At 63.1% G+C, this 23,836-nt stretch carries 23 protein-coding genes; 12 read left to right on the top strand and 11 right to left on the bottom strand.

All coding sequences use genetic code 11. The annotated features are described in order from the left end of the window. Positions 1 to 60: 60 nt before the first annotated feature. Entirely contained in the window at positions 61 to 1,086 is a 1,026-nt protein-coding gene (locus V1288_RS23385; RefSeq protein WP_334359281.1) for a histone deacetylase family protein, read from the bottom strand. After that, positions 1,083 to 1,823 (bottom strand): GntR family transcriptional regulator, encoded by a 741-nt coding sequence (locus V1288_RS23380; protein WP_334359280.1) that lies wholly within the window; start codon positions 1,821 to 1,823, stop codon positions 1,083 to 1,085. Before V1288_RS23380 ends, V1288_RS23385 begins: the two co-directional genes overlap by 4 nt. Positions 1,824 to 1,951: 128 nt before the next feature. Here V1288_RS23380 and V1288_RS23375 point away from each other — a divergent pair, with 128 nt between their 5' ends. The 8 genes from V1288_RS23375 (at position 1,952) to V1288_RS23340 (ending at position 11,177) form a co-directional block, all read left to right on the top strand. Further along, positions 1,952 to 2,740 carry a class II aldolase/adducin family protein gene (locus tag V1288_RS23375; RefSeq protein WP_334359279.1) on the top strand — a complete coding sequence of 263 codons (789 nt, stop codon included), beginning with the start codon at positions 1,952 to 1,954 and terminating at the stop codon, positions 2,738 to 2,740. Positions 2,741 to 2,818: 78 nt separating this feature from the next. Beyond that, positions 2,819 to 4,351, top strand: a complete 1,533-nt coding sequence (locus V1288_RS23370; protein WP_442894044.1) for an ABC transporter substrate-binding protein — start codon at positions 2,819 to 2,821, stop codon at positions 4,349 to 4,351. A gap of 71 nt (positions 4,352 to 4,422) precedes the next feature. Next, positions 4,423 to 5,394, top strand: a complete 972-nt coding sequence (locus V1288_RS23365; RefSeq protein ID WP_334359277.1) for an ABC transporter permease — start codon at positions 4,423 to 4,425, stop codon at positions 5,392 to 5,394. Continuing rightward, complete coding sequence (locus V1288_RS23360) at positions 5,391 to 6,230, top strand: ABC transporter permease (RefSeq protein WP_334359276.1); 840 nt, start codon at positions 5,391 to 5,393, stop codon at positions 6,228 to 6,230. Before V1288_RS23365 ends, V1288_RS23360 begins: the two co-directional genes overlap by 4 nt. 2 nt (positions 6,231 to 6,232) lie before the next feature. Continuing rightward, the gene (locus V1288_RS23355; protein WP_334359275.1) at positions 6,233 to 7,840 is read left to right on the top strand and encodes an ABC transporter ATP-binding protein; all 1,608 of its coding nucleotides are present in this window, start codon (positions 6,233 to 6,235) and stop codon (positions 7,838 to 7,840) included. A 15-nt stretch (positions 7,841 to 7,855) separates the two neighbouring features. Further along, positions 7,856 to 8,791 (top strand): 2-hydroxyacid dehydrogenase, encoded by a 936-nt coding sequence (locus V1288_RS23350; RefSeq protein WP_334359274.1) that lies wholly within the window; start codon positions 7,856 to 7,858, stop codon positions 8,789 to 8,791. A gap of 9 nt (positions 8,792 to 8,800) precedes the next feature. Beyond that, on the top strand, positions 8,801 to 9,877 hold the full coding sequence (locus V1288_RS23345; protein WP_334359273.1) for a phosphotransferase: 1,077 nt from the start codon (positions 8,801 to 8,803) through the stop codon (positions 9,875 to 9,877). 4 nt (positions 9,878 to 9,881) lie between these two features. Then, a complete protein-coding gene (locus V1288_RS23340) occupies positions 9,882 to 11,177 on the top strand; it encodes an aspartate aminotransferase family protein (protein WP_334359272.1) in 1,296 nt (431 codons plus the stop codon). Between the two features lie 340 nt (positions 11,178 to 11,517). On the opposite strand, the gene V1288_RS23335 is transcribed toward V1288_RS23340, so the two are convergent. The 4 genes from V1288_RS23335 to V1288_RS23320 all read right to left on the bottom strand — a co-directional run bounded on the left by V1288_RS23335 (position 11,518) and on the right by V1288_RS23320 (position 15,413). Continuing rightward, positions 11,518 to 12,381: an alpha/beta fold hydrolase gene (locus V1288_RS23335; RefSeq protein ID WP_334359271.1), complete on the bottom strand. Its 864-nt coding sequence runs from the start codon at positions 12,379 to 12,381 to the stop codon at positions 11,518 to 11,520. A gap of 27 nt (positions 12,382 to 12,408) precedes the next feature. Then, positions 12,409 to 13,458: a hydroxyacid dehydrogenase gene (locus tag V1288_RS23330; RefSeq protein ID WP_334359270.1), complete on the bottom strand. Its 1,050-nt coding sequence runs from the start codon at positions 13,456 to 13,458 to the stop codon at positions 12,409 to 12,411. Between the two features lie 64 nt (positions 13,459 to 13,522). Next, positions 13,523 to 14,407, bottom strand: coding sequence for an amidohydrolase family protein (locus tag V1288_RS23325; RefSeq protein ID WP_334359269.1), 885 nt, complete (start codon positions 14,405 to 14,407; stop codon positions 13,523 to 13,525). 16 nt (positions 14,408 to 14,423) lie between these two features. Continuing rightward, complete coding sequence (locus V1288_RS23320; RefSeq protein ID WP_334359268.1) at positions 14,424 to 15,413, bottom strand: Bug family tripartite tricarboxylate transporter substrate binding protein; 990 nt, start codon at positions 15,411 to 15,413, stop codon at positions 14,424 to 14,426. Between the two features lie 177 nt (positions 15,414 to 15,590). Here V1288_RS23320 and V1288_RS23315 point away from each other — a divergent pair, with 177 nt between their 5' ends. The 3 genes from V1288_RS23315 (at position 15,591) to V1288_RS23305 (ending at position 17,190) form a co-directional block, all read left to right on the top strand. Then, a complete protein-coding gene (locus V1288_RS23315) occupies positions 15,591 to 16,145 on the top strand; it encodes a decarboxylase (RefSeq protein ID WP_334359267.1) in 555 nt (184 codons plus the stop codon). A gap of 8 nt (positions 16,146 to 16,153) precedes the next feature. Beyond that, positions 16,154 to 16,762, top strand: a complete 609-nt coding sequence (locus V1288_RS23310; protein ID WP_334359266.1) for a thiamine pyrophosphate-dependent enzyme — start codon at positions 16,154 to 16,156, stop codon at positions 16,760 to 16,762. Between the two features lie 74 nt (positions 16,763 to 16,836). Continuing rightward, positions 16,837 to 17,190: a VanZ family protein gene (locus tag V1288_RS23305; RefSeq protein ID WP_334359265.1), complete on the top strand. Its 354-nt coding sequence runs from the start codon at positions 16,837 to 16,839 to the stop codon at positions 17,188 to 17,190. Between the two features lie 66 nt (positions 17,191 to 17,256). Here V1288_RS23305 and V1288_RS23300 read toward each other — a convergent pair whose 3' ends face one another. The 4 genes from V1288_RS23300 to gcl all read right to left on the bottom strand — a co-directional run bounded on the left by V1288_RS23300 (position 17,257) and on the right by gcl (position 21,295). Further along, entirely contained in the window at positions 17,257 to 17,640 is a 384-nt protein-coding gene (locus V1288_RS23300) for a DUF1236 domain-containing protein (RefSeq protein WP_334361381.1), read from the bottom strand. 138 nt (positions 17,641 to 17,778) lie between these two features. Continuing rightward, on the bottom strand, positions 17,779 to 18,681 hold the full coding sequence (locus tag V1288_RS23295) for a 2-hydroxy-3-oxopropionate reductase (RefSeq protein WP_334359264.1): 903 nt from the start codon (positions 18,679 to 18,681) through the stop codon (positions 17,779 to 17,781). Between the two features lie 11 nt (positions 18,682 to 18,692). Continuing rightward, positions 18,693 to 19,478, bottom strand: coding sequence for a hydroxypyruvate isomerase (hyi, locus tag V1288_RS23290; protein WP_334359263.1), 786 nt, complete (start codon positions 19,476 to 19,478; stop codon positions 18,693 to 18,695). Positions 19,479 to 19,495: 17 nt separating this feature from the next. Continuing rightward, a complete protein-coding gene (gene gcl / locus V1288_RS23285) occupies positions 19,496 to 21,295 on the bottom strand; it encodes a glyoxylate carboligase (protein ID WP_334359262.1) in 1,800 nt (599 codons plus the stop codon). A gap of 276 nt (positions 21,296 to 21,571) precedes the next feature. Between gcl and V1288_RS23280 the strand changes: the two genes are divergently transcribed. Then, positions 21,572 to 22,591 carry an N-acetylmuramoyl-L-alanine amidase family protein gene (locus tag V1288_RS23280; RefSeq protein ID WP_334359261.1) on the top strand — a complete coding sequence of 340 codons (1,020 nt, stop codon included), beginning with the start codon at positions 21,572 to 21,574 and terminating at the stop codon, positions 22,589 to 22,591. A gap of 47 nt (positions 22,592 to 22,638) precedes the next feature. Here V1288_RS23280 and V1288_RS23275 read toward each other — a convergent pair whose 3' ends face one another. Beyond that, complete coding sequence (locus V1288_RS23275) at positions 22,639 to 23,739, bottom strand: hypothetical protein (RefSeq protein WP_442894043.1); 1,101 nt, start codon at positions 23,737 to 23,739, stop codon at positions 22,639 to 22,641. Between the last annotated feature and the right edge of the window lie 97 nt (positions 23,740 to 23,836).

Below are 23,836 nucleotides of genomic sequence, written 5' to 3'. Positions count from 1 at the left end.
GTCCAACAGGACATCGTGCCACACCTGCAGGCAGGTGTGGCGAGCGCACGTGCGCGAGGACTATCGCGCCTCTTCGAAGCCGCCGAGCGCTGCGGTGAGGTTGGCGCCGAGAATATCGGACAGATAACCGCCCTCCTGCACGAAAACGGTCGGAAGGCCCAATCGCGCGATCGCCGCACCGATGCGCCGGAAGCCGGCCGTCGTCACCGCAAGGCCGGCGAGCGGATCGTGCTCGGAGGCATCGAGGCCGAGGGCGACCACGAGGGCGCCGGGCGCAAAGGCGCGGATGGTTTTTTCCGCCTCACCAATCGCCTTTATGTAGTCGTCATCCCCCGTGCCCTTCGGCAGCGGAATGTTCAGATTGGCGCCAAGGCCGGGGCCGGCGCCGCGCTCATGCGCATATCCCCACACGAACGGATTGAAGAACACCGGATCGGCATGGATCGAAACGGTGAGCACGTCGGGCCGTTCATAAAAGATGCCCTGCGTGCCGTTGCCATGGTGCACGTCGACGTCGAGAATCGCGACCCGCTCATGCTTCAGTTTAAGTTGAGCCGCCGCGACTGCGCTGTTGTTAAGAAAGCAGAATCCGCTCGCGAGGTCGCGATAGGCGTGATGGCCGGGCGGCCGGCACAGGGCGTAGGTTGTGTCTTCACCGTCCATCACGAATTGGGCAGCCGTGGCAGCAACATCGGTTGCGGCACAGGCGGCCGCCCAGGTACCGGGACCGATCGGGCACGACGTGTCGACCGTATGCCAGCCGAGGCGGCCGACGATGTGGGTCGGGTACGTGGCGGCGTAGCGCACCGGATGCATGTTGGCGATCATTTCGGGGCCGGCATCGCCAAGCGCACTCCAGGCGTCCCACGCCTCCTCCAGGAAGCGAAGATATTCGGGACTATGAACCCGCGCCCGCGGTCCCTGACCGAAAGCCGTCGGCGCGACCAACTCGTGCTTGCCGGCTTTCAGTCCAGCCAGCAAACGATCGGCGCGCTCGGGCTGCTCGGTGGTGCGCTTGACGACGCCGCGCACCAGGAAGAATTGTGGATCGTGGCTGCGGTGCAGTTCGGTGTAGACGGCCTTCACGCGGGCACTCCATTAATGGGCGATAGAATTCCGCCTGGCGCCGCACCAGCATCGCTGCTCGGAGGCGTCAGCTCCCGCACCAGTTTGCCGACCTCGCGCCAGGCGTGACCGATATGATGATCGACATGTGCGGTGATGCGTTCGGGGTGCCCGGCCTCGATGGCCGCAAGCAGCGGTTCGTGCGTCCGCGCGATCTCATGCGGATCGTCGTACAGGCGGCCGATCAGCCCGATGACCATGCGCAGCTCTGCCGCGAGATCGTCGAACAGCCGCAGCAGGCGCCGGTTATCGGCGATTTCAAAGATCAGCCGGTGAAAGCGATAGTCCTCTTCCACCTGCCGTGCGGGATCGTCGAGATCGGCGGTCTTGTGCAAAATATCGAGTTGCCGCCTGAGCGCGGCGCGCGCGTCGGTCGTGAGATTTCGCGCAGCCAGCACGCCGGCGTGGCGTTCGATGCAAAGCCGCAGATCATAGATCTCGTCGATGTTTCTGATTTCGAGCTTGCGCACGAAAAAGCCGCGGCGCGGCTTCGACACCAGCAGCCCCTGCTTCTCCAAGAGCCGCGCGGCTTCCCGCACCGGCGCGCGGCTGACGCCTAATTCGCGGGCAATCCCGGCTTCCACCACTTTGGAACCGGGCGGCAGACGGCCCTGAACGATCGCTTGCGTCAGGATGCGAGCGATCTGGCCGACCAGATCGCTGTCCGCAACTGCCGGTAATCCAACAGGAAGAGACATAGGTCGCATTGGCTAAACCCGCGTCATTCTGTGTATATTTTTTAAGCGTCGATTGTCGACAGTTTAGTCTTGCCCTAATGTCGTGTCCCACGCAAGCTGAAAACGTTGAACGTGGGCAGAAGGCAGAAATGACAAGCGCAGCGCAAAGCACCGCGAAGGCATGGCCGGCGGTGGCAGACCAAACTCTCCAAATCCGGATCGACCTCGCGGCGGCCTACCGGCTGATTCACCGTCTTGGTCTCGACGACAGCATCTACACCCACATCTCCGCCCGGCTCCCGGGCCGGCAAGACCGCTTCCTCATCAACCCCTACGGCCTGCGCTTCGAGGAAGTCACGGCGTCCAACCTGGTGACAGTCGACCTCGACGGGAACGTCGTCGATGACCCGATGGGTCTCGGCATCAACCCGGCAGGCTTTACGATTCACAGTGCGATCCATGCCGCGCGGCATGATGCGATCTGCGTCCTGCACACGCACACGGTGGCCGGCATCGCCATTGCCTGCCAGAAGCGCGGCCTGCTGCCGCTCAATCAATGGTCGCTGCAGTTTACCGACTGTCTCGCCTATCACGACTATGAAGGCATTGCGCTCGATCTCGATGAACGCGAGCGGCTCGTCGCCGATCTCGGCGGCAAGTTCGTGATGGTGCTGCGCAACCACGGCATGCTGACCTGCGGACGATCCGTCGCCGAGGCCTTCAAGCTGATGCACAATCTGGAACGCTCCTGCCGCGCCCAGCTCGCCGTGCAGTCGTCCGGCGCCGAGATCGTCGAGCTATCTGGAGCGGTGGCCCGCAAGACGGCCGGCCAGTACGCCAGCTTCTACGACGCGATTGAAACCAACGGCGTGCCCGACAGCGAGTGGGCTGCCTTCAAGCGGATGCTCGAACGCACCGATCCAGATTTTGCGAACTGACAAACGCGACGCTCAATTCCGGTAGCGCCGGCCAGCCCTTTTTGAACGAGGTAAGTAATGTCCAAGCGAAAATTATTGATGAGCTTTGCCGCGCTTTGCATGCTGAGCACGGCGGCAGCAGCCGAGGGGCCGAAGGCAGGCGGCGTTGTCAATGCCGTGATTCAGCCGGAGCCGCCGAGCCTGATGATGGGCCTGGTTCAGAACGGCCCGACGCAGATGGTGGCCGGCAATATCTATGAAGGCCTGCTGCGCTACAGCCCCAAGCTGGATCCCCTGCCCGGCCTCGCCGAGAGCTGGACAGTCAGCGAGGACGGCAAGATCTACACGTTCAAACTGGTGAAGGGCGTGACCTGGCACGACGGCAAGCCGTTTACGTCAGCAGACGTCCTGTTCTCGATCGATTTCCTGAAGCAGACCCATGCGCGCGCCCGCGGCAATCTGGTGCAACTCGACAAAGTCGAGGCTCCCGATGAATCCACGATCGTCTTCACGCTCAAGCAGCCGTTCGGCCCCTTCATCGGCATCTTCGAGGTCGGTTCGCTGCCGATGATTCCGAAGCACATCTACGAGGGCACCGATTTCAAGACCAATCCGGCCAACAACACGCCCGTTGGCACCGGCCCCTTCATGTTCAAGGAATGGCAGAAGGGCTCGTTCATCCGCCTGGTCAAGAATCCGAACTACCACGTCAAGGGCAAGCCCAATATCGACGAGATCTACTGGCACGTCATTCCGGACGCTGCCGCGCGCTCGGTCGCCTACGAAACCGGCAAGGTCGACGTGCTGCCCGGCGGCTCGGTGGAAAATTTCGACGTGCCGCGGCTCAGCAAGCTCAAGAACACCTGCGTCACCGGCGCCGGCTGGGAGTTCTTCAGCCCGCATTCCTGGCTCTGGCTCAACAACCGCTCAGGACCAACCGCGAACAAGAAATTCCGTCAGGCGCTGATGTTTGCGATCGATCGCAACATGGCCAAGGACGTGGTCTGGAACGGCCTCGGCAAGGTCGCCACCGGTCCGTCGGGCTCCGCGATCAAGTACTACACCGGCGCGGTGCCGAAATACGATTACGATCCGGCCAAGGCAAAGGCCCTGCTCAAGGAAGCCGGCTACAACGGCGAGAAAGTTCGCATGCTGCCTTTGCCCTACGGCGAGACATGGCAGCGCTGGGCCGAAATGGTTCGCCAGAACCTGCAGGACGTCGGGATCAACGTCGAGATGATCGCCACCGACGTCCCTGGCTGGAACCAAAAAGTCAGCGAGTGGGACTACGACGTCGCCTTTACCTATCTCTATCAATACGGCGATCCCGCGCTCGGCGTCGGCCGCAACTATGTCTCCAGCCAGATCGCCAAGGGCTCGCCGTTCAACAACGTCGAAGGCTATTCGAATCCTGAGATCGACAAGCTGTTTGCAGACGGCGCGGTCGCCTTTCCCGATGCGGCGCGCGAGGAGATCTACGCCAAGGCTCAGAAGATCCTCGTTGAGGACGTGCCGGTCGCGTGGATGCTCGAACTGCAGTTCCCGACCATCACCCGCTGCAGTGTCAAGAACCTGGTCACGACCGGCATCGGCGTGAACGACGGTTTCCGCGACGCCTGGATCGAGAAGTAATCGCCACCCCTCGGGCGTCAGGCCTCAGGTCTGACGCCCGGATATCGCGCCTCCAACGCCATCGACAAAACATGATTTCCTTCATCGCCCAACGGATCGCGAAGGCCATCGTCGTCCTTCTCGCGCTCGTCGTTCTCAACTTCTTCCTGATCCGAATGGCGCCGGGCGACCCGGCGCTGGTGATGGCGGGCGAAGCCGGCGCAGGCGATCAGGTTTTCCTGGCGCAACTGCGCGAGAAGTTCGGTCTCGACCAGCCGCTCCCGATGCAACTGTTCCTGTACGTCAAAGGCATTCTCAGTCTCGATCTCGGATTTTCGTTCCGCCAACAGATGCCGGTCGCAACGCTGATCCTGCAGCGCCTGCCGGCGACGCTGTTGCTGACGGGGACCGCGTTTGCGATCTCGCTGGCGTTCGGCATCCTGTTCGGCGCGCTGGCGGCGCGCTTTGCCGGAACCTGGGCCGATACCGCGATCACGGTCGCCGCGCTGATCTTCTACGCCACGCCGCTGTTCTGGGTCGCGCTGATGGCGATCCTGCTGTTTTCGGTCACGGTGGATTGGCTGCCGAGCTTCGGCTACGAGACGGTGGGCGCCAACTATACCGGGCTCGCGCATGTGCTCGACGTTGCCGCCCATCTCATCCTGCCGGCAACAACCATCGGCCTGTTCTTCATGGCCACCTATGCCCGCATGACGCGCGCCTCGATGCTCGAGGTTAACCGGCTCGACTTCGTCAAGACCGCGCGCGCCAAGGGACTATCCGACACGGTGATCCAGCGCCGTCACGTGCTGCGCAACGCGCTGTTGCCGGTGGTCACGCTTGCGGGTCTGCAGGCCGGCACGCTGGTCGGCGGCGCGGTGCTGACCGAAACCGTGTTCGCATGGCCCGGCATCGGCCGCCTGATGTACGAAGCCCTGCTGCAGCGCGACTACAATTTGCTGCTCGGCGTCTTCGTCGTCTGCTCAGCCATGGTGCTGGCCTTCAACCTGATCACAGACCTGGTCTACCGCTCCGTCGATCCCCGCATCGAGTTCGCCTCATGAGACAGGTCTGGCGAATGCTGTTGCGCAATCCCGGCGGCATGATCGGCGTCGCGATCCTGACTATTGCGATCGCGGTTGCGCTGTTTGGTCCACTGCTGTTTCCGACCTCGCCCTGGCGCATGGTCCAGCGGCCGTTCTTGCCGCCGTTCACGATGGCTAATCTGCCGCTCGGGACCGACGCGCTCGGCCGCGACGTGATGGCAGGCATCATCTACGGCGCGCGGGTCTCCCTGCTGGTTGGCCTGATCTCGACGCTGGCGTCGCTGGCGGTCGGCATCCCTCTTGGCGCGGCGGCCGGATATTTCGGTGGGCGCGTTGACGATGCCCTGATGCGTTTCACCGAGTTTTTTCAGACCGTCCCGAGTTTTGCGCTGGCGATCGTCCTGGTCGCAATCATGCAACCCTCCATCGTATCGATCGTTTCAGCCATTGCCATCGTGAGCTGGCCCCCGGTGGCGCGGCTGGTGCGCGGCGAAGTGCTGTCGCTGCGCACGCGCGAGTATGTCCAGGCGGCCGTCGTGACCGGCCAGACCAACTGGTGGATCATCTGGCGCGAGATCCTGCCCAATGCGCTGTCGCCGGTCATCGTGCTCGCCTCGCTGATGGTAGCGACCGCGATCCTGCTGGAATCCTCGCTCTCCTTCCTCGGGCTCGGCGATCCCAATCTGATGTCGTGGGGCTACATGGTCGGTGCCGGCCGCACGGTGATCCGCCAGGCCTGGTGGATCACGGTATTCCCTGGCATCGCTATTCTGGTCTCGGTGCTGGCGCTGAACCTGATCGGTGAAGGCCTCAGCGACGCGCTCAACCCTCGCCTCGCCAAAGGGGGACGCTGAGCATGAGTATCGTCATCAGGAACCTGAAGCTGGCGCTGCCGCCCGGTGGCGATCGTGCGCATGCCGTGGACGACGTTTCGTTCGAACTTTCAGCCGGAAAAATCCTCTGTGTGGTCGGCGAATCCGGATCTGGCAAGTCGATGTGCGCCCATGCGCTGCTGGGCCTGCTGCCGGATACGGTAACGGCCGAATCCGGCGAGATCCTGTTCGAGGGCAAGAACCTTTTGTCGCTCAGCCCGACGGAATGGCTGGCGCTGCGCGGCCGCGGCATTGCCATGGTGTTCCAGGAGCCGATGACGGCGCTCAATCCGTTGATGCGGATCGGCGACCAGATCGCCGAAATGTTCGAGGCGCATGGCCTCTCGACGCCGAAGGAGCGTCGCCAGAAGGCGCTCGCCCTGATCCGCGAAGTCGGCCTGCCCGACCCCGAGCGCGCAGTGCGCGCCTACCCCCATCAATTATCCGGCGGCCAGCGCCAGCGCGCCATGATCGCCATGGCGCTGGCACTCGAACCGGCCGTGCTGGTGGCCGACGAACCGACCACCGCACTCGACGTCACGACGCAGGCGCAAATCCTCAAGCTGATCCGCGACCTGCAACGCCGCCGCAACATGGCGGTCATGTTCATCACCCACGATTTCGGCGTCGTCGCCGAGATCGCCGATCGCGTGGTCGTGCTTCAGCACGGCAAGGTGGTCGAACAGGGCACGGCCGACGACGTGCTGTCGCGCGCCCAGCATCCCTATACTCGCGCCTTGCTTGCCGCCGTTCCCACCCTGCAGCCGCCGCAGCGGACGGCCCTGCTCGACCGCAGCAAGGCGGTGGAAGTGATCGGCCTCGGCAAAACCTATGTCAGCGGTGGCGGATGGTTTCGCGCCGAACGGCGCGTGCAGGCGGCAAAAGAAGTCAGCTTCGACATCTTCCGCGGCGAGACGCTCGGCCTGGTCGGCGAATCCGGTTCGGGAAAATCCTCGGTGGCGCGGCTCGTGATGCGGCTGATCGAACCCGACGCCGGCACCGTCCGTATCGGCGACGTCGACCTCACCCGGATCAAGGGAAAAGCGCTGCGCGAACAGCGCCGCCGCATCCAGATGGTGTTCCAGGATCCGTTCGCCTCGCTCAATCCGCGCCGGAAGGTCGGCAACATCATCACCGACGGGCCGATCGCGCATGGCGTCGATCCGGCCACAGCGCGGAAGCGTGCCGGCGAACTGCTCGGCCTGGTCGGCCTCACTGCGGGTGCGATGGAGCGCTTTCCGCATGAATTCTCCGGCGGACAGCGGCAGCGCATCGGAATTGCGCGGGCGCTGGCGCTCGACCCGGAAATCCTGGTCGCCGACGAAGCGGTCTCCGCGCTCGACGTATCGGTGCAGGCACAGGTGCTGGATTTGCTCGAGGATTTGAAGGCCCGGCTCGGCCTGTCGATGCTGTTCATCACCCACGATCTGCGCGTGGCCGCGCAGATTTGCGACCGCATTGCCGTGATGCAGCACGGCGCGATCGTCGAGCTCAAATCCGCATCGCTGCTGTTCGCGGCGCCCGAACACGCCTACACGCGCGAACTGCTCTCGGCGGTGCCTGGCCAGACGTCATCGTCCAAGGCGGCATGAACGGGACCACGAACAATGCGCTGCGTCCTGGTTAGCAAGAGCCTTGATCTTCGCGGTTATCTGGGCGCGCAATTCATGCGCGCCGCCGACCGTATCGAAATCATCAGCCATCCGTACGAAGGTCCGGCAACGGACGTCCGGCTGGCGGTGGCCTGGCACCCGCCGGATGACGCATTCGAACGCTATCCCAATCTGCAGGCCGTCTGCTCGATCGGCGCCGGTGTCGATAACATTCTGGCGTGTCCCAGCCTGCGCCCCGATGTCGACGTGATCCGTGTCGTCGACCCGGCGCAGGCGCAGATGATGTCGGGCTTCGTCGCCTGGCACGTGATCGGGCATCAGCGGCGCTTTGCGGCCTATCAGGCGCAACAACGCGAGGAACGCTGGCAGCGTCTCAGCCTGCGCCGGGCACAGGACGTGCCGGTCGGTATTCTCGGGTTTGGCGAGATCGGCCGCAGGGTCGCTACTGACCTCGCTTTGCTTGGTTTCCCGGTCATGGCCTGGAGCCGAACCGCAAAGCCGGCACCGCAAGGCGTGCGCGCCTTTCACGACGCCGCAGGCCTCGATGCCATGCTCGGTCAGGCCGAGGTTCTCGTGAACCTGCTGCCCTTGACGCCGGAGACAAGAGGCATTCTCAATCGAGCGACATTTGCCCGAATGCATCGTGGCGGCTACCTGATCCAGGTCGGCCGCGGCGAGCATCTGGTCGAAGCCGATCTGCTCGCCGCACTGGAGAGCGGACAACTCGCCGGCGCCGCGCTCGACGTGTTCGCGGCCGAACCATTGGCCCCACGGCACCCGTTCTGGCGACATCCCAACATCGTCGTCACGCCGCACGATGCCTGCGAAGTGAGCGTGGAAGCGATCGGGGCGACGTTTCGCGCGACGGCGGAAGCGATACGCGCCGGCCGGCGCCCACCGCACTCCATCGACCGCGAACGCGGCTACTGAGCGACAGCAATGGATATTCTAGTGCCGGACTCGTCTCCTGCGGCTGTTGCCGCGCATCCGGTCGACGCGCTGCGCGCCGCATCAGCCGTTCCGGAAGCGCTGGCGCAAAGACTGGCCGCAGAGCACTACGGCCTGATCGCCGCCGTGCACCGGCTCGACAGCGAGCGCGATCAAAACTTTCGGCTGCGCGCGCTGAGTGGCCGCGAATATGTCCTGAAGATTGCCAGCCCTGCGGAAGATCGCGCGGTGACCAACCTGCAGACGGAGGCCCTGCTCCACCTCGCTGCCGCCGATCCCGGCCTGCCGGTCCCGCGGATCTTTCCGGCGCGGAACGGCATGACGGAGCTTGATATTGCGTTCGACGACGGCTCGACGCGCGTGGTGCGCCTGTTGTCATATCTCGCGGGAACACCGATGCATGCGGTCGCGGCGTCGACGGCGCTGCGGCGCGATCTCGGGCGGTGCGCCGCAAGGCTCGCGCGGGGTCTTTCTGATTTCAGCCATTGCGGCGCCAATCACAAATTGCTTTGGGACCTTCAGCACGCCGTCGAACTGCGCCCGCTGATCGAGGCCGTCCCGGTCGAACGGCGCGGTCTGGTTGAAGACGTGCTCGGCGGCTTCGAAGCTCGTGCGCTGCCTATATTGCCGCAGTTGCCGAACCAGCCCGTCCATAACGACCTCAACCCGCACAACGTTGTCGTCGACCCCGAAACCCATGCCGGCGTTGCCGGGATCATCGATTTCGGCGACCTCACCTGGACGGCGCGGGTCAACGACCTTGCGATTACGGCAGCGTATCAGGTTGCCGACAACGACGATCCGCTTGCGCCGGCCTGCGAGATGATCGCGGCCTATCATGCCGTGCTGCCGCTCGAGCCGGCCGAGTTCGGCGCGCTGTTCGACCTGATCGCCACGCGCATGGCCATGACAGTCGTGATCAGCAGTTGGCGAGCCGCCCGTTATCCTGCTAACCGGAACTACATTTTGCGCAACAATGCCGCAGCCTGGGCGCGCCTGCAGCGCATGGCGGCACTGTCGCGAGACCAGGCCGCACTTCAAATCCAACGCACGTGCGATGTGGAGTAGAGAGATGTCTGTCGCCGATGAGCGCATTTCGACACAAGGCATGATCACTCGGCGAAACCGTCTGCTCGGGCCGGCGTATCGCCTGTTCTACGATCAGCCGGTGCAGTTCGTCCGCGGCGAAGGCGTCTGGCTCCAAGACGCTGCCGGCCATCGCTATCTGGACGCCTACAACAACGTCGCGTCCGTCGGGCACTGCCACCCGCACGTCGTGCAGGCGATTGCGCGGCAGGCCGCCGTGCTCAACACGCACACCCGCTATCTGCATGAGACCGTGCTTGACTTCGCGGAAAAGCTGCTCGCGACGTTTCCATCCGAGATAGGTCACGTCATGTTCACCTGCACCGGCAGCGAGGCCAACGACCTTGCCATGCGCGTCGCACGGACCTGCACCGGCGGTACCGGCTTCATCGTCACTGCAAACGCCTATCACGGCGTCACCAGCGCGCTGGCCGAACTGTCGCCTTCACTGGGACTTTCGCTTCCAGAAGGCAGTCACGTGCGGCTTGTGCCGGCGCCGGTTTCGGCTGCGAACGCCGGTGAAATCTTAGCTGGTCATGTCAGCGACGTCTTGGAGGACATGAGAAAGAGCGGCATTCGCCCGGCCGCGCTTCTGGTCGACACGATCTTTTCCAGCGATGGCGTGTTCGCCGACCCGCCCGGGTTTCTGCGACCGGCGGTCGAGGCCGTGCGGAAGGAAGGCGCACTTTTCATCGCCGACGAGGTGCAGCCCGGCTTCGGCCGCTGCGGCGGACAGATGTGGGGCTTTGCTCGCCACGGCCTCGTCCCCGATCTCGTCACCATGGGCAAGCCGATGGGAAACGGCCATCCGGTCGCCGGGATGGCGGCGCGCCCGGACTTGCTGGCCGAGTTTGGCCGGCGATCGCGCTACTTCAACACGTTCGGCGGCAACCCGGTGTCCGCCGCTGCCGGTATTGCGGTGATCGACGTGATCGAATCCGAAGGGTTGATGCAGAACGCGCAACGCACCGGCGCCTATCTGGTCAAATTGCTCGGGCAGCTACAGGCGCGACATCCATTGATCGCGGAAATCCGCGGTGCCGGCCTATTCGTCGGCGTCGAACTGCGGCACGGCGGACAAACGGGAACGCCTGCCGAAGCGGAGGCGCCGCGCATCGTGAACTTGCTGCGTGAACGGCGCGTGCTGATCAGCTCGGCCGGCCCGCACGGCAACGTGCTCAAGATCCGGCCGCCGCTGGTGTTCGGCACGGAGCATGCTGACCTGCTGGTCGAGACGCTCGACCAAGCGCTGGCGGAACTAAAGGTGGTGTCGGAGAAGTAAGGACGCGTGCCTTAAGCGCCGGCGGCCGGCAGGCTGGCGGCGGCGATAGCGACGATCTGGGCCAGCCGGCGTCCGATCCGGGACGGGGCTCTGCGCAGAAATGAACGAACCTGTCGCATCTGACATCTTCCATGGGCGCCGGTGGAACGAGGGCGCACACGGAAAATGGTCGCAAGCGGCTAACTAGTCGAGATCCCTGGGAAAATAGCAATGCGTGCTTCGTCAGGACGCCCTTCGGCAGTGGATTTATTGCCGCAATCGACCCACCGACGGATGAAATTTTCTCCGCCGATTTTTTGGCTCGTGGGCCGGTGATCCGGCATCCTTGCCCTGCTCAATTTTATGCAGGCTGTGACGCATCGAGAAATCGTCGCAGCGATGCGAGGACCACATCGAGCCGGTCATGATGGAGCCAATGTCCGGCGCCCGCGATCTTTTGCAATTCGGCTCCGTTCAAGTGCGTGAGCAAACTTTCAGGATCGGGAAGAAAGCTTTCGTCGCCCCACATCAACAGCGTTGGACAGGTGATGCGCGACCACAACGCGGCGTAATCATCCACCGACAGCCGATACGGCGCCCTCGCTCGCTGATAATGGTCGAACTTCCAGCGATAGAGGCCGTCGGCGCCCTCGCGGACGCCGTGCTGCGCCAGATGAAGCGCCAGCGCCGGTGTCAGGCGTTTGTTGCGCGCCGATAATCGCTTTGCCGCCTCCTCGATCGTCTGGAACGCGCTCGGTTGATATTCCGAGATACGGTCGAGCTGGTCGATCCAGCGCGACATCTGTTCGGCGATCGGCGCCGGTTGCGAGCCTGACAGGAAGGCGCCGTCCAGCACGCCAAGGCGCGAGACCTGCGCCGGGTAGGTTCCGGCATAGGCCAGCGCGACCATCCCACCCATCGAGTGACCGACAATGGCTGCATCCTGCAACTCAGCAACGCGCATCAGCCGGGTCAGGTCATAGACATGATCGACCAGGCTGTAGCTGCTTCCCCGCGCCCATTCGGAATCGCCGTGCCCGCGAAGGTCGGGAGCCACGATATGGAAATGCGGCTGCAATTCCCGCGCGATCGCATCCCAGTTGCGGCAATGGTCGAGCCCGCCATGGACCAGGACCAGGGGTGGCGCGGCTTCATTGCCCCAGTCGACATAGTGCAACCGCAGCCCCTGGGACTCGTAGAAAAACTCTGCCGGTTCGGCCGTCATGGAATCGTCTCTCGCGGAGGTGATGGCCTATTTCGGCGCAAACCCAAACGCCCGCTCGAAGCGCTTGACGTAATCGGGCCACACTTCGGGATTGACGATGCGCGGCGGCCGCTTGCCGTCGAGCGCATCGAGAATCTGTTCGGCGGCGATCTTGCCCATGTTCATGCGCGCTTCCTTGGTGACGCCTGCCGTGTGCGGGCTCGCCAGCACATTGTCGAACTGCAGCAGCGGATGCTCCGGCGGCGGCGGCTCCTTGTCCCAGACATCCAGACCGGCGCCCGCAATCCGCTTGTCGCGCAACGCCTCGTACAGCGCTTCCTCATCGTGAATGAAGCCGCGCGCGGTGGTGATGAAAAATGCGTGCGGCTGCATCAGCGCGAACTCGCGGGCGCCGATCATGCGGCGATTGTCCTTGGTCAGGGGGCATGAGATCGAGACGAAGTCCGAGCGGCGCATCAGATCGTGAAGCTCAACCTTTTCGCCGCCACGGGCGGCGATTTCTTCCGCGGTCAGATAGGGATCGTAGGCAATCACCTTCATATGCAGCAGGCCGTTGCAGAGCTCGGCGATACGGCGGCCGACATTGCCGATCCCGACGATGCCGATGGTCTTTCCCTGCGCCTCGTTGCCGATCAGGGCGTTCCGATTGACGTTGGCCTGGCGGCGCAGCGCGCGGTCGGATTCGAGAATGCGCTTGGACAGCGTCAGCAGCATGCCGAGCGCATGTTCGGCAACCGAATTGGCGTTGCCGCCGGATTGATTGACGACGAGCACGCCGGCCGCCGTGCAGGCATCGACATCAACGGGGTCGAAGCCCGCGCCGTTCGACGACACAATCAGGAGGTTCGGCGCCCGCTTCAGCAAATCCCGACCGACATGGAAATGTTTTGCGATCTCGTCGCGCGCCGCTCCGACCTGATAGGCATGCGCGGCCGACAATATTGGCGCGGCGACGGCATCGGGACTTTCGTTCTCCAGCCGGTCGAGCCGAACGTCGGCGCGCGCTTTCAGAATATCGATATAGATCTCGTGGGCGAGATATTTGACGTAGAACACGCGCTTGTTGTTGACGGTCATGTTTCCTGGCAACTTTCTCACAGTTTTTCTTGACGACTTTTCCTGACGATATTTCCTGGCAACTTCAGTTCGGGAAGCCGTAGAGCTTGGCGGGGTTATCGACAAGGATGCGCTGCTGCGTCGCTCTATCAGGCGTCCACGTCTGAAACAACTCGAACAGGTGCCCGGCGTCGGGCATTTCGCCCTCGACGCGCGGATGCGGCCAGTCACCGCCCCACACCAGCCGCTCCGGATTGATCTTCACCAGCGCATCATGAAACGGCCGCGCGTCGGGATAATCAGGCGCGTTCTGGCTGAGGCGATGCGCGCCCGGCAGCTTGGCCCAGCACCAGCCCTCGCCAACGCAGCGAAGCAAACTCTGGAAGCCTGCGGTGCCGGTACCGGCACGGGCGTCGGTGCGTCCCATATGGTCGATCACGACCGGTAGCCGCAGCGATTTCAAGAGCGGAATCGTCTCCGGCAAATCCTTGACGTCGATCCACAGTTGCAGATGCCAGTCGAGTTCGGCCATGACGGGCGCGAGTTTCTCCGCTTCGCTCAGCGGAACGCCGCCACGATAATGCAACTGCCCGCCACGAAAGAAGTGATTGAAGCGCAAGCCGCGGACGCCAACCGCGTTCCACGCACGCAGTTCGTCCGGCGAAACCCCGGCGTCCGCTACCGCGACGCCGTGCAGGCGGTTGGGCTCGCGCCTCAGCGCATCGAGCATCGCCGAATTGTCGCGGCCATGCGCACTGCCCTGCACCAGCACGCCGCGCGTAAAGCCGATCGCATCGAGCATGCCGAGGTATTTTTCCAGCGGCGCGTCCGGCGGCGTGTAGCTGCGATCGTCCGCATAGGGGAAACGATCCGCCGGTCCGAACACATGCGCATGCGTGTCACAGGCGCCCGGCGGTGGCGGAACGCTCGGACGGCTGACCTCGCGGGGCGGCAGGCAGGCGGGAATCATGGGACGCGCCCCTTCACTATTCCGCTTTCATTCCGGCGGCCTTGATGATCGGCCCCCATTTCTCGTAGTCGTCGCGGATTTTGGCATCAAATTGTTGCGGCGTGCTACCGATCGGTTGCGCGCCGAGCTTGGTCAGCCGTTCCTTGACGGCGTCGGTATTGAGAGCCGCGACAAAATCCTGCGACAGCCTGGCCAGCACATCGGACGGCATTCCGGCCGGTCCGAGCAGGCCCCACCAGACGCCGGTGTCATAGCCCGGCACGGTCTCGGACATGCTGGGTACATCGGGCAGCAACGGCGCGCGCGAAGCCGTGGTGACGGCGAGCGCGCGAAGCGTGCCGGCCTGAAGCTGGCCAACCGATTCCGGGCCGTTGTTGAACGACATCGGAACCTGTCCGCCGAGCAGATCATTGATCGCGGGCGCGCCGCCCTTGTAGGGGACGGCGGTGAGATCGACCCTGGCCAGGTTCTTCAGGAGTTCGCCTGCGAGATGCGTCGACGTACCGTTGCCGGCATGGGCAAAGGACAGGCTTCCCGGCTTGGCTTTTGCCGCCGATATCATCTCGGCCAGCGTCTTGAACGGAGAGTCGGCCCGCACCAGCAGGATATTGGGTGACGACGCCAGCAGCGAGACCGGCGTGAAATCCTTGAACGTGTCGTAGGGGATCTTGGAATACAGGAACGGATTGGTGGCATGGCCGCTCGCCACCATGATCAGGGTGTAGCCGTCAGGCGGCGCGGTTGCGACCGCCTGTGAGGCAATCACGCCACCGGCGCCAGGGCGGTTCTCCACGACAACGGACTGCCCCCATTGCCTGGCGACGACATCGCCGAGCGCGCGCGTCAGCACATCGACGCCCCCGCCGGCGGGATAGGGCACGAAAATATGCACGGGCCTCGACGGAAAAATCGGCTGGGCGAGTGCGCTGCCACACATGATATGCACAGCCGCTGCTGCGATATGGATGACCGCTGCTGCGGCAGCGATCCGGAACCACCCGCCCATGGCATCCCCTCCCGATATTTTTCTTGTTATCTCACATCGTCGCATGCCGACTGTAGCGCCGCGAGACGCAGAGCCGGATACGATCGGGACATGTTGACAATCCCGCCGATGGCGTCAAGTTTCGCCGCTACAGGGATGAGCACGAACGAAAGATCGTCGCGGGTAAAGGAGATCAAGATGGCGGTTGCGGAGGAAAAAACCTCGCCCGAAACCTCTGAGAAGAGCTGGCACGGCATCGTGCTGCAAACGATGAAGCGCAACGATATCCGTCTGGTCCCCTACGTGCCCGACCGCGTCCTGACGACGCTGATCAAGAACCTGCACGCCGATCCCTTCTTCACGACCTTCCCTACTGCTCGCGAGGAGGAAGCGGTCGGCATCGTCTCCGGCGCGTGGATGGGCGGCATGCGCGGCGCGGTGCTGATGCAGACGTCCGGATTTGCCACGCTCGCGAACGTGCTGGCGTCGCTGGCCATCCCCTATCAGATCCCGCTGATCATGTTCGTCTCCGAGCGCGGCACGCTCGGCGAATTCAACTATGGCCAGTCGCTGGTATGCCGCACCATGCGCCCGGTGCTGGATTCGCTCGCGATGGAGCACCATACCGCGACACGGCTCGACGAGTTCGAGTTCATCGTCGACCGCTCCATCAAGCAGGCCATCACCACGCAGGCGCCGGTGGCGCTGATCCTCTCGCCGCTGCTGACCGGCGGCAAGGTCTTCGACAGGTGAGCGATCCCATGAACAACGACAACCCGGCCCGCAATACCAAGGTCATGAACCGCTTCGATCTCACCTCGCGGCTGATCGCGAAATTGAAGAACGAGGAAGCCGTGATCGGCGGCATCGGCAACACCAATTTCGACCTGTGGGCCGCTGGCCACCGGCCGCAGAATTTCTACATGCTCGGCAGCATGGGCCTCGCCTTCCCTATCGCGCTCGGCGTGGCGCTGGCACAGCCGCACCGGCGCGTGTTCGCGCTGGAGGGCGACGGGTCGCTGTTGATGCAATTGGGTTCGCTCTCGACCATCGCGACGCTGGCACCGAAGAACCTCACCATGGTGGTGATGGATAACGGCATCTACCAGATCACCGGCGCGCAACCGACGCCGGGTGCGGCCGCTGCCGACATCGTTGCCATCGCAGTCGCGAGCGGGCTCACCAACAGCGCCTGGGCGGCGGATGAAGACGATTTCGAGCGCCTGATCGAAGCGTCGATGTCGGCCGCAGGCCCGACACTGATCGGCGTGCGTATCGATGACAAGCCGGGTGTCGGCACCACCCGGCGCGATCCCGTACAAATCCGGGAGCGCTTCATGCACGGTATGGGCGTACGGGAGCCGCTCTGAGGGCAATTAACCACGGGATCGCCACTTCGCGTGCACGGGGTATCCGGCACATAAAACCGTGCTATGCCACCGCGATGACGATCATTCTTCGACTATTCGCCTGGGGCCTCGCCGCCGCCATCGCCTTTGCGACGCTCGGACCGGCGGAACAACGGCCACACTCAACCTTGGGACAGAACGGCGAGCACGCGCTCGCCTTCGTGCTGCTCGGACTGGCTTTCGGATTGGCTTACACGCGCGACCGGCCGCGTACGGCCGCCCTTGTCATCACCTTCACTGGCCTGATCGAGGTGCTGCAGTTCCTGGCACCAGGCCGGCACGCGCGGATGGAAGACTTTGTGGTCGACGCGCTGGCAGCATCCCTTGGCCTCGCGGCTGCTGCAGCTCTCGACTGGACGATCCGGCGCGCGCAGCGATCGCTGCCATAGCGTCCGTCGCAAAAAATCCTCGCGGGCCAACAACCCGCGAGGATAGCTTGTCAAATGCCGCGCCCGTCAGTCGAGGATCCTGACGACCCTGCGCGTGCGCGGCTCTACGATCACACGGCGATCATTGACGACCGCATAGCGATATTCTGTATGTCGCGGCACCGTGCGCAGTTGGACGGTCGGCGGCAGCGGCTCGCCGACCACGACCTCCTCACGAACCACAACAGAACGGTCACGCGGGATCGAGGTGATCACCGCGTTCGGAATTTCCACGGCCGCGCCGACCGCGGCACCCACGGTGCCGCCGACGATCGCACCGACCGGGCCACCTACTTCGCCGCCCCTCGCGGCGCCCTCCGCCGCACCTTGAGCAGTAGTCGACTGGGCAAATGCCGCGCCTGGGACCAGCAGCGAGGCGGCAATCAATGAAACAGCCAAACGATTATTCATCACATCCTCCAGTGAATTGATGATGCGGCTCAACCATTGGAAGCGTGAGAAGGTTCCGGTTCCAATGCGGCAGCAAAAAGAGCCACGTCGAAATTTCGACGCGGTTCCAGTCACAGGGGAATTCAGTCTTAGGAGAAATCAGCCTTTGGCGACCTGATGGCTCGCCATCATCTCCAGCGCACGCACCATGCCCGAATGGTCCCACGCCTTGCCGCCATGGGCGGTGCAGGAGCTGAACAATTGCTGGGCGACCGCCGTGCTGGGCAAGGAAATGCCGAGCGCACGGGCGCCCTCCAGCGCCAAATTGAGATCCTTCTGGTGCAGCTCGATGCGAAAGCCCGGCTCGAAGTTGCGCTTCACCATGCGTTCGCCATGCACTTCGAGAATGCGCGACGATGCAAAGCCGCCCATCAGCGCCTGCCGCACCAGCGCCGGATCCGCGCCCGCCTTCGACGCGAACAGCAGCGCCTCGCCGACCGCCTCGATCGTCAGCGCCACGATGATCTGGTTGGCGACCTTGGTGGTCTGCCCGTCCCCATTGCCGCCGACAAGGGTGACGTTCTTGCCCATCTTGTCGAACACCGGCTTCATGGCGTTGAACGCACGCTCCGGTCCGCCGACCATGATGGTGAGACTGGCCGCCTTGGCGCCGACTTCGCCGCCGGAGACGGGCGCATCGAGATAGTCGGCGCCGAGCGCTTCCACCTTCCTGGCAAATTCCTTGGTGGCGAGCGGCGAGATCGAGCTCATGTCGACGACGATCTGCCCTTTCGAGAGCCCGGCCGCGACGCCATCAGGCGCGAACAGGACCGCTTCCACATGCGGCGTATCCGGCACCATGATGATGACCACATCGGCCTTCTCGGCGACTTCCTTGCCCGATTTGCAGACCACGCCGCCGGCGGCAACGAGTTCAGGCGCAATCGGCCCAACATCGTGAAGGAACAGGTGATGGCCGGCGGCCTGGAGATGGCCTGCCATCGGGCGCCCCATGGTGCCGAGACCAATAAAGCCGATATCGATCATTTCAACTCCCCTCAATCGTTTCTTGTTCAGGTGTCGGCCGTCAGCGCGGCGTGCCAACCGAGGCCCTCGACCGTCGTCGTCCTCGGCTTGTACTCGCACCCGACCCAGCCGCGATAACCAATAGCGTCGAGATGACGGAACAGAAAGGGATAGTTGATCTCGCCCGTACCCGGCTCGTTGCGGCCGGGATTATCGGCAAGCTGGACATGGGCGATGCGGGCCAGGTGCTTTTGCAGGCTGCGCGCAATGTCGCCCTCCATGATCTGCATGTGGTAGATGTCGTACTGCACGAACAAATTGCTCGATCGCACATCGGCAATGATCTGAAGCGCCTGTGCAGTCTTGTTCAGGAAGAAGCCGGGAATATCGATCGTATTGATCGGCTCGATCAGAAGCCTGATCCGCTCCCTGGCGAGCGCATCCGCGGCGAAGCGCAGATTGCCAACCAGCACCTCGTTGAGTTCGGCCGCATCGGCTCCGTCAGGCGCAATGCCGACCAGGCAGTTCAGTTGCTGGCAATCGAGCGCCTTGGCGTAGTCGACCGCGCGCGCGACGCCGTCGCGAAACTCCTCGACCCGGTCAGGCAGAATGGCGATACCGCGCTCGCCGGCCGCCCAGTTGCCCGCGGGAAGATTGTGCAGCACCTGGGTCAGCCCATGCTGGTGCAATTGCTCCCGCAACTCGGCCTTGTCGAAATCATACGGGAACAGATATTCCACCCCGTTGAAGCCGGCGGCCTTGGCGGCGGCGAAGCGATCGAGGAACGGCAACTCGCCGAACAGCATGGTAAGATTGGCGGCAAATTTTGGCACGATCTACTCTCCTCGATTTATGCCGGCAACAGCTTGCCGGATTGTGGCGCGCTCGACTTGGCCGGCGTGTCGTCCAGCGGCAGATCGAGCACCTCCTCGAATTCGACGATGTTGTCGATCTCGGTGCCCATCGAGATGTTGGTGACGCGCTCAAGAATGAACTCGACGACCACAGGCACCTTGAATTCCGCCATCCATTCCCGTGCGGTCGCGAACGCCGCCTGCGCATGGTTCGGATCGGTGACGCGGATCGCCTTGCAGCCCAGTCCCTCAGCCACCGCGACGTGGTCGACGCCATAGACTCCGAGCTCGGGTGCGTTGATGTTCTCAAAGGAGAGCTGGACGTGATAGTCCATGTCGAAGCCGCGCTGCGCCTGACGGATCAGTCCGAGATAGGAATTGTTCACGACGACGTGGATGTAGGGCAGCTTGAACTGCGCGCCGACGGCGAGCTCCTCGATCAGGAACTGGAAATCATAATCGCCCGACAACGCGACGATATTGCGGGTCGGATCGGCCGCGCGCACGCCGAGCGCCGCCGGCAGCGTCCAGCCGAGCGGACCGGCCTGCCCTGCATTGATCCAGTTGCGCGGGCCATAGACGCCGAGGAACTGCGCGCCGGCAATCTGCGACAATCCGATCACGCTGACGTAGCAAGTGTCGCGACCGAACGCCTTGCTCATCTCTTCATAGACGCGCTGCGGCTTGATCGGCATGTCGTCGAAATGGCTCTTGCGCAGCATGGTGCGCTTGCGGTCCTGGCACGCCGCCGGCCACGCCTGCCGCTCCCGCAGCTTGCCGGCCTTGCGCCACTCCTTGGCAACGGCGACAAACAGTTCCAATGCCGCCTTGGCGTCCGACACGATGCCGAAATCGGGATTAAAGACGCGCCCGATCTGCGTCGGCTCGATATCGACGTGCACAAAAGTTCGACCCTTGGTGTAGGTCTCGATCGAACCGGTGTGCCGGTTGGCCCAGCGGTTGCCGATCCCGAGCACGAAATCGGATTGCAGCATGGTCGCGTTGCCGTAGCGGTGGCTGGTCTGCAAGCCGACCATGCCGGCCATCAGCACGTGATCGTCGGGGATGGCGCCCCAGCCCATCAGCGTCGGCACCACCGGAACGTTGACGGTTTCAGCGAACGCCACCAGGAGTTCGGAGGCATCGGCATTGATGACGCCGCCGCCCGCGACGATCAGCGGCCGCTCCGCGGCGTTGAGCATTTCGAGCGCCTTCTCGATCTGCTTGCGCGTCGCCGCCGGCTTGTAGACCGGCAAAGGCTCATAGGTCTCGTCGTCGAATTCGATTTCCGCGAGCTGCACGTCGAGCGGCAGGTCGATCAGGACCGGACCCGGACGACCCGAACGCATGACGTGAAACGCCTGGCTGAACACGCGCGGCACCAGCGCCGGCTCGCGCACGGTGACCGCCCATTTCGTCACGGGTTTCGCGATCGATTCGATATCGATGGCCTGAAAGTCTTCCTTGTAGAGCCGCGCGCGCGGCGCCTGCCCGGTAATGCACAGGATCGGGATCGAGTCCGCGATCGCCGAATAGAGCCCCGTGATCATGTCGGTGCCGGCCGGACCCGAGGTGCCGATGCAGACGCCGATGTTGCCGGCCTTGGCGCGGGTATAACCCTCCGCCATGTGGGAGGCGCCCTCGACATGGCGCGCCAGGATGTGGCCGATCGAACCCCGCTTCTTCAGCGCGGAGTACAACGGATTGATCGCCGCGCCCGGAACACCGAAGGCGATGGTGACGCCCTCCTTTTCCAGGATTCGTACGGCCGCATCGATCGCTCGCATCTTCGCCATGTCGCCCTCGCTTGACCGTGTTGCTCTGATGCGATCATCACGGCTGCAATCAGCGACCTCAACGGGCTCGAATTTGTTTCCCGCGATGTGGAATGGCCGCTGAAAAATCATGTCAGATCAGACGGTTGGGGCATTCGCTCAATGAAACAACTCAATTGCCGGCTTCGCCGATGAACTGGACGGCGCCCCGCGCACAGACCGTCATACCCCGCGCATGCGTGGTGTCCAGGACGCCGCGGCTTTGGGCTGCTATAATGGCCTTCGGGAGGGGCGAGCATGAAGCGACGCGAGTTCATTTGTGTTCTCGGCAGTATCGCTTCGGGATTTTGGCCCCGCCGCCGCACCATCATCGCCGCGATGGCCGCAACGGTGCTTCTGCCGATCGAGGTCAGCGATGCCGGCTGGCTATCGGATCTCTTCAAAAGCCCGTCAAAGCAAGCCAAATCGACAAGACAAGCCAAATCGCCAAAGCACGTCGCTTCACGCAAGCCGGCCACTTTGGCGAAGCCTGCCGCCTCGCCAAAGCACCGCTCCGTAAAGCTTGCCGCGCTGGGGCCGGTCAGCCTGAACCCTGCCGCGTTGAAACCAGTCGCAACCCGGTGCGATCCCTCGAAGTTCCGGATCGTTCTGGACGTGGGACATACCGCCGAATCAGAAGGCGCGATCAGTGCCCGCAACGTCTCCGAATTTGTCTTCAATCTGCGCCTTGCGAAGCGGATCGAGGAGAAGTTGAAGGCTGAAGGCTTCGCTGAGGCGAGGTTGCTCCTGACCGAGGGCAAGGCCAGGCGCAGCCTCGTCAGACGGGTCGCCGCCGCCAACGATCTGCGCGCCGATCTCTTCCTGTCGATCCACCATGACTCCGTGCCCGACAAACTCCTCGAGGACTGGGAATTCGAGGGAAAGAAAAGCCACTTCAGCGACCGCTTCACCGGCTATTCCGTCTTCGTCTCCCGCAGCAATCCGGACTTCAAGACGAGCCTCTCGTTCGCCGAACTGATCGGCAAGGAGATGAAAGCCCAGGGTCTTGATTATGCCAAGCAATATACCCAGGCCATCATGGGCCGGCACCAGCGCCCGCTGTTGAACAAGGAAACCGGCGTCTATCGCTACGATGAGCTCATCGTGCTGAGAAAGACCCAGATGCCCGCCGTCCTGCTCGAGGCGGGCTCGATCATCAACCGGGACGAAGAGCTCAAGATGAATTCGCCCGAGCGCCGGGAAATCATCAGCAGCGGTGTCACGGCGGCCGTGAAGGAATTCTGCGAGCCCCGGTGGGCCATGCTTGGTCCGCTCTGATGGCGGGGTGGCGGGGCCAGCTGGCATCCGATTCCGACCTGCCGGCTTCAACCCTTTGACCGCGCCTTGATCTCGTCGAATTTGGAAAGCGCTCGTTCAAACTTGTCGTTGAAGAGCCACATCGCATCAAGAATTTCGCGGAACGTGGCGGATGTTCTGGTCCTGTCGGCTTGCCCAAGGGTGAAAATGCTGTTGTTTCGCAGATATGCCATGATCTTCGGGTCGGAAATTCTGTAGTCGACCAGGTTGCGTGAGCCGAGTGCGGACCTGGTCGGGCTGGGAATAATCTGGATGAGTTCAAAGAGCTTCATCTGATCGATCGGATCTGGCAGGATTTTCACGATCGCCGGTACTTGCGGGAAAATATCCGCGTGCGCGCTCATCAGGCCATCGCGCACGGCGGTCCAGTGGTTGAACCGATGATCCTGATTACCGACCCGCGCCTCTTCCCTGTCGTCGCGAACGTTCAGTGCAGGATCAAAGGCTGCTATCGACTTCTTTATCGCCGCCCACTTCCTTCGACCATTTTGATCTTCGGATACACCTGTTTGCAAACTGCCCTTGTATTTATTCGAGCGCGCATTCCCGATGTTCTGATTGCCATTGGTCTCGGCAAAGAACAGCCCCAGGCAGATACGGCCTGCCGCTTCGGCATTGGCCGCATCAAGGCCCCTGGCTCGTGCAATGGCAGTGCCCAAATCGACGACATCCTTGAATGGCGTATCTGATTTCTGCGCGTTGGCGGGAGGCGCCTGCATGAGGTCGAAGAGCCTCCTGTACTCATCGAGCAGCGGCTCATTGTCGGCGCTAAAATATGCCGGAGGGATTCCGTATTTGTTGGGCCTGCCTATTTTGGACGGAAGCGCGTCGGTGAGGTCTTTGTAGGCGCTCATCATGTTGTTGCGTGCAAGGTAGAGTGCCTGTCCCGGCAGGTTCGGTAACCGCTGGTTCGAATTGATCTGCGCGCGCCGCTGGCCCAGGATTGCCTCAAAATGGCCCAGTGAATTGTTGTACGTATTGAGCGCATCCGACTGCTTTTTCGTGAGTGCCGCCGGCTCACCCATTGCAGGCGACGTGAAGCCGAGATTGCCGATGACGGCCGCAGCGAGCGCCGCGACCGTGTAGAGTTTGAGAGCAAGGGCTGCCATGGACCCGGCAGCGAGGTTTTTTATTCCCATGGCGATTTCCCATGCCCAAGTTTCATCGGACCGAGTTATTCGATCGTAAACAACGAACGCGCAGCTT

The sequence above is a fragment of the Bradyrhizobium sp. AZCC 2176 genome (assembly GCF_036924645.1).
Taxonomy (GTDB): domain Bacteria; phylum Pseudomonadota; class Alphaproteobacteria; order Rhizobiales; family Xanthobacteraceae; genus Bradyrhizobium.
This window is presented reverse-complemented; position numbering and strand designations above follow the sequence as displayed.

What these genes read in the sequence shown, in the direction of transcription:
- V1288_RS23345 (WP_334359273.1), top strand. Translation starts at nt 8,801, where the DNA reads ATGGATATTCTAGTGCCGGACTCGTCTCCTGCGGCTGTTGCCGCGCAT.
- V1288_RS23335 (WP_334359271.1), bottom strand. Translation starts at nt 12,381, where the DNA reads ATGACGGCCGAACCGGCAGAGTTTTTCTACGAGTCCCAGGGGCTGCGG.
- V1288_RS23375 (WP_334359279.1), top strand. Translation starts at nt 1,952, where the DNA reads ATGACAAGCGCAGCGCAAAGCACCGCGAAGGCATGGCCGGCGGTGGCA.
- V1288_RS23350 (WP_334359274.1), top strand. Translation starts at nt 7,856, where the DNA reads ATGCGCTGCGTCCTGGTTAGCAAGAGCCTTGATCTTCGCGGTTATCTG.
- V1288_RS23360 (WP_334359276.1), top strand. Translation starts at nt 5,391, where the DNA reads ATGAGACAGGTCTGGCGAATGCTGTTGCGCAATCCCGGCGGCATGATC.
- V1288_RS23315 (WP_334359267.1), top strand. Translation starts at nt 15,591, where the DNA reads ATGGCGGTTGCGGAGGAAAAAACCTCGCCCGAAACCTCTGAGAAGAGC.
- V1288_RS23320 (WP_334359268.1), bottom strand. Translation starts at nt 15,413, where the DNA reads ATGGGCGGGTGGTTCCGGATCGCTGCCGCAGCAGCGGTCATCCATATC.
- V1288_RS23340 (WP_334359272.1), top strand. Translation starts at nt 9,882, where the DNA reads ATGTCTGTCGCCGATGAGCGCATTTCGACACAAGGCATGATCACTCGG.
- V1288_RS23365 (WP_334359277.1), top strand. Translation starts at nt 4,423, where the DNA reads ATGATTTCCTTCATCGCCCAACGGATCGCGAAGGCCATCGTCGTCCTT.
- V1288_RS23305 (WP_334359265.1), top strand. Translation starts at nt 16,837, where the DNA reads ATGACGATCATTCTTCGACTATTCGCCTGGGGCCTCGCCGCCGCCATC.
- V1288_RS23370 (WP_442894044.1), top strand. Translation starts at nt 2,819, where the DNA reads ATGAGCTTTGCCGCGCTTTGCATGCTGAGCACGGCGGCAGCAGCCGAG.
- V1288_RS23355 (WP_334359275.1), top strand. Translation starts at nt 6,233, where the DNA reads ATGAGTATCGTCATCAGGAACCTGAAGCTGGCGCTGCCGCCCGGTGGC.
- V1288_RS23325 (WP_334359269.1), bottom strand. Translation starts at nt 14,407, where the DNA reads ATGATTCCCGCCTGCCTGCCGCCCCGCGAGGTCAGCCGTCCGAGCGTT.
- V1288_RS23330 (WP_334359270.1), bottom strand. Translation starts at nt 13,458, where the DNA reads ATGACCGTCAACAACAAGCGCGTGTTCTACGTCAAATATCTCGCCCAC.
- V1288_RS23275 (WP_442894043.1), bottom strand. Translation starts at nt 23,739, where the DNA reads ATGGCAGCCCTTGCTCTCAAACTCTACACGGTCGCGGCGCTCGCTGCG.
- V1288_RS23380 (WP_334359280.1), bottom strand. Translation starts at nt 1,823, where the DNA reads ATGTCTCTTCCTGTTGGATTACCGGCAGTTGCGGACAGCGATCTGGTC.
- gcl (WP_334359262.1), bottom strand. Translation starts at nt 21,295, where the DNA reads ATGGCGAAGATGCGAGCGATCGATGCGGCCGTACGAATCCTGGAAAAG.
- V1288_RS23300 (WP_334361381.1), bottom strand. Translation starts at nt 17,640, where the DNA reads ATGAATAATCGTTTGGCTGTTTCATTGATTGCCGCCTCGCTGCTGGTC.
- V1288_RS23280 (WP_334359261.1), top strand. Translation starts at nt 21,572, where the DNA reads ATGAAGCGACGCGAGTTCATTTGTGTTCTCGGCAGTATCGCTTCGGGA.
- V1288_RS23310 (WP_334359266.1), top strand. Translation starts at nt 16,154, where the DNA reads ATGAACAACGACAACCCGGCCCGCAATACCAAGGTCATGAACCGCTTC.